The organism is Rubripirellula obstinata (assembly GCF_001642955.1).
GTDB lineage: Bacteria > Planctomycetota > Planctomycetia > Pirellulales > Pirellulaceae > Rubripirellula > Rubripirellula obstinata.
This window is the reverse complement of the sequence record NZ_LWSK01000187.1, coordinates 1-7009: the sequence shown is the minus strand read 5'-3', so window position 1 is coordinate 7009 and position 7009 is coordinate 1. Positions and strand designations below refer to the sequence as shown.

Sequence of the window (7009 nt, the reverse complement as noted above, 5' to 3'; positions counted from 1 at the left end):
TCGGTAGCAACGACAAGCCATTGGACTTTGAGACTCAAAAAAACTACCATCTGGTGGTGCCGCTAGGAATATGCGCGCACCTCGCAAAAGCGAGCATTTTCAAGTTTGACCATGACAGTGCTTTTCTGGCGAAACACAAAGGTGTCAGGTACCTTTTTGGTTGTTTAGGAAACTTTTGCATTGCCTGTTCGCGGATGAGTTGGGCAAAACGATGGAGGGGCAAAACGATGGTGCGCGGTCTTAGTACTGATTGAGCAAGCGGGGCGCGCATTATCGTTTTGCCCCTCCATCGTTTTGCCCATTTTCTCATCAACGTTTCCAGCGACGAGCAAGACGAAGGTGTCAGGTGCCGTTTTGGTTGCTTAGAAAATTTTTGCTTTTGGTACCCGGCACCTTTTCTGGGTTCCTCAAACGTTGTTTCGGTGTTCAACGAATCGAAACGCAAAGTCGCCAGGGCGCGAGGACGCAAAGAAGTACCATCTTCAAAACGTTTGCGACTTTGCGTCTCCGCGACTTTGCGTCTTTGCGTTGAGAACCTCCACCATTGATTCGGGAAAGACAAAGGTGTCAGGTACCTTTTTGGTTGTTTAGGAAACTTTTGCATTGCGTGTTTTCGGATGATTTGGGCAAAACGATGTGGGGGCAAAACGATGGTGCGCGGTCTTAGTACTGATTGAGCAAGCGGGGCGCGCATCATCGTTTTGCCCCTCCATCGTTTTGCCCAATTTCTCATCACCGTTTCCAGCGACGATTGGCAAGAGTGATCAACTTCAATTCTTGGTGGTAGAGATTGATCCAATGAAGGTTTTTTAGGGAGGTTGAGTCGACTAGTTTTTGTAAGCTTTTTTCAAATCCGGGACTGTCGGGGCGTTTCGTCATGAAGGTAAATGCGGAGGTGCCGCCGACCATGTTGAGTGGCATGTATCCAATTTGAATTTTAGCATCATTGACGGCGACCTCTTGAACGACCGCTTCGCTTCCGCCCATGCAATGAACGACTGCTTCGAGGTAGAGCGATCGCTTCAGTCCCGATCCCCAGTCTTTGATCAGCAATTGGAACATCGTTGCGAGTTCTTTGGCATCTTCCGAATCGGGGCTCCATCGTGAACTGTCCACCGAAATTTGATGCCTGGCGTCGCTGGGAATCAAGGTCGACACAAATCGCTTCTGTACCTGCGGCGATCCAAAGTTCAGCAGCAGTCCATCACGCAGGCCTAGCAGCGCTAGATATTGCAAAAGCTGAGCTTCATCGGCAGGGCACAGGTCTTGGGTCGCTTTGATTTCCAGCAACAACATCGAGTCAAAGAGAAGGTCAGTGAACAGCGATTTTTGAAACGTTTGAAAAGACAAAACGATCTCACCTTCCCGAATCGCATCGCCCAAACCTGCTGCTTCAATTCGTCCCTGCATCGCCAACTGATAATTCCACTCTTTCAAATACCGCCCACGTTGGTTCTGCAAATCAAACGCAATTCCAATCAGCTTTTCCGCGGCATCATGGAATGCTTCGTTGGAAGCAACATAGACCTGAAAATTTCTTGAAACCGGCACTGTAAACTCCAGGGGGTGGGCTTGGCGTTTTGGGCAAAACGATGTGGGGGCAAAACGATGGTGCGCGGCCATAGCACTGGTTGAGCAACCGGGCTGCGCATCATCGTTTTGCCCCTTCATCGTTTTGCCCAATTCGATCCCACTGCGATCGCCTTGTCAAATTTTATTGCTCGCATGCTCTTTGTCCTTTCGCGTTAGGTATAGTTTCACGTATGTTTCACGGGTGGCCTTTGCCGATCCTTTACTAAACATTCACGAGTCTTTGTCGATGCCTCAAACTGCTCCATTTGCTGCGGTCCGCTATAATTTGGATCACGTTGGATCTTTGTCCGAAGTCGTTGCGCCGCCGTATGACGTGATCGATCCTGAGTTGCAGGATCAGCTCTATAAGCAGCATCCGGCGAACGTGATTCGCATTATTTTGAATCGCGCTGAACCTGGCGATCAGGGTGCTGAACCTGGCGATCAGGGTGATGAACGGTACAGTCGGGCTGCGAAGTTCGTTGATCAGTGGAAGAGCGAAGGCGTGCTGATGACCGAAGATTCGCCGGCCTTTTACGTCTATCACCAGACCTTTGAAGTCGACGGGCAGAGCTTCACTCGACGCGGATTCCAAGGCCGAGTTCGGACGACTCCGTTTGGCGAAGGCAGTATCTATCCGCACGAAGAGACGCATCCCAAGGCGAAGGTCGATCGGCTAAAACTAACCATTGCAACTGAGCAAAACAATTCGCAAATCTTTGGGCTGTATCCCGACCCTGACAACGTCGTGATTGAATTGCTCGATGCGGCGACCGCGGGTGTGACGCCGATCAGTGCGACTGATCATCTGGGCGTCACGCACACGATTTGGCCTGTGACGGATCCGGCGGTTTGCGGCAAGGTCAGCGAGTTGATGGCGGACAAACCAATGTTCGTCGCCGACGGTCACCATCGCTACGAGACCTCTTGCAACTACAAGACGCAAGTCGCAAACGAGAACGGTGGCTCGTTGCCCGCCGACCATCCTGCGAATTTTGTGATGACGATGCTGGTCGGGATGAGTGATCCTGGGATGATCGTTTTGCCGACGCACCGGTTGCTTCGCGGCACGCCCGAGTTCTCGTCCAGCCAGATCGTCGCCAAGCTGGCCGGGAAGTTTGAATGCGAAGTCATCGGCGGCGGAGTCAATGCGGCGCATGCGGCTTGGGGCAACATGGAATCCGCTGACGACCAGGGTTTGATCGCTCTGTATGCCGTTGGCGATGATACTTGGGTTCTGGCGAAAGCGAACGAAGGTGCCGCGGCGGCGATGGCTGAATTGGAATCCGACAAGAGTGATGATTGGCGGAATCTTGGCGTCAGCCTGCTGCACCGATTGGTGATCGACGAATTGCTGGGATGTGCCGGTCATCCCAAGCCGACCTACGTTCACGAAGTGGATGAAGTCATCAGCGGATTGCAGGGCGAGGGCAATCAGGCCGAAAGCGACTCAGACGAACCGTACACGTTGGCGGCCCTGGTCATGCCAGCGAAGTTGAACCACGTCGAAGCGATCAGCCTGCATAAAGAACGGATGCCGGCCAAGAGCACGTATTTCTACCCCAAGCTTTTGTCAGGGCTGACGTTCAATCCACTTTCGTAGGAACTAGCACGAAATAGCTTCCGTCTTTGGGGAAATCTGTCGTAGCTGGGCCCGCCAGGTTTCAGTCGGGTACAGCCAATGATGGACTGTGTAGTAACTACTGAGCAGGAGCTACTGAGCAGTAACTACTGAGCAGGAACTGAACCCTGGCGGGCCCAGCTACGGGAAAATCGGGAAGCTGTTTTGGGACAGTTCCTTGGTTGACGTAGGCCGGAACAAGCAAAGCGCAGTTCCGGCATTCCGGCAAGGTCTCAATGCAATTGCCGGAACTGCGCTCCGCTTGTTCCGGCCTACTTTGCTTTCCTGCTAACCGGCAAACCTTACCCCGTTTCGCCTACTCTGCCATTTCGCCCCGAAGCGCCTAGTTTCTTGTGAAACCAGTCTTGTTTCACCAGACGTATTTGCCGTACTGTCCGGTTTCTGCAGGGAAGAGACCCTGTGGAGAGAAAGATCTGAGAGCAAAGCCTGAGTCTGAACTCTGAGAGCAAACTCAGTGATGGAGCAAATCTACTGTGGGAAGGATCCTTTGCGTGGTTAATCAGAAAGGCGGTGTGGGTAAGACCACCACAGCCGTCAATCTATCGGCCGCCTTAGCGATGGCGGGCCAGCGAACCTTGCTGGTCGACATGGATCCGCAGTGCAACGCCACGACCTCGCTTGGGATCAGTCCCACCGACGGTCACCCGCTTGTCCAAAGTGATCAACTCGAAGAATCCATCGTCGAATCAAAGGTCAAGAATTTATCGATTGTTCCGGGAAGCCGCACTTTCCACGACGTCGACAAACTTGCTAGCCCTGGTGATACCGAAACACAACTCGTTCGCGGACACCTGGACAGCGTCATGGAGGGATACGATTTCATTATGGTCGATTGCCCGCCAAGTATCGGTGCCCTGACGCAAACCGCTCTGACCGCATCGACCGAAGTGCTGATGCCGATCCAATGCGAGTACTTCGCAATGGAAGGCCTGACGCAGCTTATTCAAACCATCAAAAAAGTCATCGTCGCAACTGACGGACGACTTACATTCGGCGGCATCTTATTAACGATGTACGACCCGACATTAGAACTCACGGGCGAAGTTGACGAAGAAGTCAGAGATTTCTTTGGCGACATTGTCTTTGATTCCGTCGTGCCGCGGGACGTTTCGCTTAGCGAAGCCCCCAGTCACGGCAAAACCGTGTTCCAGTACGCACCCAGATCGCGTGGTGCATTCGCTTATACCCAGCTGTGCATGGAGGTGCTCCAGCGTGACTAGTTCAACCGCAACCCAACGAAACCCGTCTCAATCCTCGAATCCCCAGAATCCAACTGGCGGCGGTAAAGACCGTCGCCTTGGTAAAGGCCTCGCCGCCTTGCTTGGGACCGACATGGACGGCGACCTCGTTGATGAAAACAGCCCTAGTGGCGAGAGAAGCGGCGTTGAATCGCTAGAGCTTCGTGTCGACCAGGTCGAAAACAATCCGTTTCAGCCGCGTCGCGAATTCAACCAAGACGAAATCGCTTCGCTAGCCGAATCGATCAAGAACCATCAACAACTACAGCCGATTTTGGTTCGCGTGGTCGATGGCAAGTATCAACTGATCAGCGGCGAACGCCGTCTGCGAGCGACCATTCACGCAGGTCTGCAAACGATCCGTGCGGAAGTTCGCGAAGCCGATGACCGTTTGGTTGCTGAATTAGCGATCATCGAAAACTTGCAACGCAAGGATTTGAGTCCGATCGAAAAGGCGTTATCGTTTAAGCGGTACATCCAAGAACACCAGTGCAAACAAGACGACCTGGCACGCCGCCTGTCGATCGACCGAAGCACGATCGCCAACCTGATGCGGTTGCTGGAATTGCCCAACGGCATTCTGGACCTGTTGTCGGCTGGCGAGGTGACGGCCGGACATGCACGAGCTCTGTTGCCGATCGGTGATGAAGACATCCAGGTCAATATCGCCAAGAAGATCATGGAAGACCGATGGAGTGTTCGGGCGACGGAGACTTATGTTGCTGAGCTTTTGAAGAAGGAAGAGGACGCGGACACTGGCAAGAAAATTGTCAACGTCTCGCGTCAAAAGCGCCGCAGCATCACGCCCGAAGTCGAAGCGATGCAGCAAGAGATGCGGCATATTTTCGGCACCAAAGTCGAGATCAAATCGTCGGCTCGCGGCAAGGGAAAGATCACGATCCACTTCACCGATCCCGATGAATTCGATCGTCTTCGCGAAGTCCTCTGCGACCAAGGCGGCCGCCCGCAATTAAAAATCGCTGGCTAAAACAGCACGATTCATTGTTAAAACGCGATCAACCCGCGTGAGACCATTAAGGTTTCACGCGGGTTGTTTCACGGACTCGCCGAGTAGAGAACTGCCCCGAAATGCCTTCCAGTTTTCTCAACCCGAACGTGTAAGCAAGGGATCTTGTTTGGCGCGGAAATCCCTCGCTTACGCGTTCGGGTTGGGGCTTCGGCGAGTCAAATCTAATGAAGTTTTGTCGCGACCATTCCTAATTTCCGAAAACCTATTCGCTAAATCCTAAAACCTATCAATCTGCCTTGGTTCGGTTTCATGCATCTGCTACTTTTGCAAATGTCGGTCAGGATGACTGATGCGGGGCGTTCGTCGGGGGCGTCTTGAGTGGTGTTTTCTGCTGGAAAGGAGTCCGTCGTGGAAACGAGTTCGACCAAAACGTGCGTTCATATTCGCTGGATGATTCGCCGAGACATGCCTGCGGTGCTGGGCATTGAAAACAAGAGCTTTGAGTTCTCTTGGAATGAAGATGATTTTATTCGCTGTCTTCGTCAGCGAAATTGCATCGGCATGGTTGCTGAAGAAAACGACAGGGTCGTTGGCTTCATGATCTACGAATTGCACAAAAACCGATTGCACATTCTAAACTTCGCCGTCGCCGATGAAAGTCGTCGCAGTGGTGTCGGCCTTGCGATGGTCAGCAAGTTGCTGGGCAAACTTTCGCACGAACGACGCAACCGAATCATGCTGGAAGTTCGCGAGACAAACTTGGAAGCACAATTGTTCTTCAAGTCGATCGGTTTCAAGGCAGTATCGGTGCTGCGTGATTTCTACGAAGACAGTGCCGAAGACGCTTACTTGATGCAGTACCGCTATCAGGCCAGCGACGAAGAACTCGCACAACCACACAACCGGATTTCAAAACTGGCTGGTTGATCGCCCCAGTAAGGGCGACATTAAAAGGGCACGAAACGGCCCGTCGATTAAAGTGCCCCGCGACGCGAAAGCGGCCGGGCTTACGCACTACCTTCGGCGAAGCCGCCGCTTGCCCCCGCGTTCGTGATCCGCGACGCGTAAGCGGCCGGGCTTTACCCACTGCATTCGGCCAATCCGCCGCTTGCCCCCGCGTACGTGAGCCGCGACGCGTAAGCGGCCGGGCCTACGCACTACCTTCGGCGAAGCCGCCGCTTGCACCCACGTACGTGAGCCGCGACGCGTAAGCGGCCGGGCTTTACCCACTGCCGAAAGCATAGGCCCGCGACTCGCCATCACCGCTGAGCTGTCGATTAATTCGACAGCCCGTAAACAGACCATCCGGCTAGGGAACTGTCTCAAACAAACATCCCGGTCTTCATGGAACTGGGCCCGCCAGGCTTCAGTCCATCAAGGTCTGTACCCAACGCCATGAAGAGTTGTGGTCTAGTAAAAAACGGATTAGGAACCTACGACTTATAATAGTCGCCGCTCGCTCGAAAGGTCGCATCAGTTCCTGCGCAATAGGCCCGGAGGGCCGGCAGCTCCCTGCCGGGTGCGCGAGCACCCGGATGGCTGCCCCACATCACTTCTCTGGCTCGGTTTCGCGGCGTAGCCGCGAAA

The 7009-nt window shown here is 53.5% G+C and carries 6 protein-coding genes; 5 read left to right on the top strand and 1 reads right to left on the bottom strand.

Going from position 1 to position 7009, the window contains the following annotated elements:
• A partial coding sequence (locus RC85_RS28675; RefSeq protein ID WP_238383214.1) for a hypothetical protein occupies window positions 1-254 on the top strand: 254 nt, incomplete at its 5' end.
• Window positions 255-732: 478 nt separating this feature from the next.
• Here RC85_RS28675 and RC85_RS24210 read toward each other — a convergent pair.
• Complete coding sequence (locus RC85_RS24210; protein ID WP_160148040.1) at window positions 733-1551, bottom strand: GxxExxY protein; 819 nt, start codon at window positions 1549-1551, stop codon at window positions 733-735.
• Between the two features lie 268 nt (window positions 1552-1819).
• Between RC85_RS24210 and RC85_RS24205 the strand changes: the two genes are divergently transcribed.
• The 4 genes from RC85_RS24205 (at window position 1820) to rimI (ending at window position 6349) form a co-directional block, all read left to right on the top strand.
• A complete protein-coding gene (locus tag RC85_RS24205; RefSeq protein WP_068267322.1) occupies window positions 1820-3175 on the top strand; it encodes a DUF1015 domain-containing protein in 1356 nt (451 codons plus the stop codon).
• Between the two features lie 512 nt (window positions 3176-3687).
• Entirely contained in the window at window positions 3688-4434 is a 747-nt protein-coding gene (locus tag RC85_RS24200) for a ParA family protein (protein WP_068267321.1), read from the top strand.
• Between the two features lie 112 nt (window positions 4435-4546).
• Window positions 4547-5440: a ParB/RepB/Spo0J family partition protein gene (locus RC85_RS24195; protein ID WP_068267320.1), complete on the top strand. Its 894-nt coding sequence runs from the start codon at window positions 4547-4549 to the stop codon at window positions 5438-5440.
• 432 nt (window positions 5441-5872) lie between these two features.
• On the top strand, window positions 5873-6349 hold the full coding sequence (rimI, locus tag RC85_RS24190; protein WP_068267324.1) for a ribosomal protein S18-alanine N-acetyltransferase: 477 nt from the start codon (window positions 5873-5875) through the stop codon (window positions 6347-6349).
• Window positions 6350-7009 lie beyond the last annotated feature (660 nt).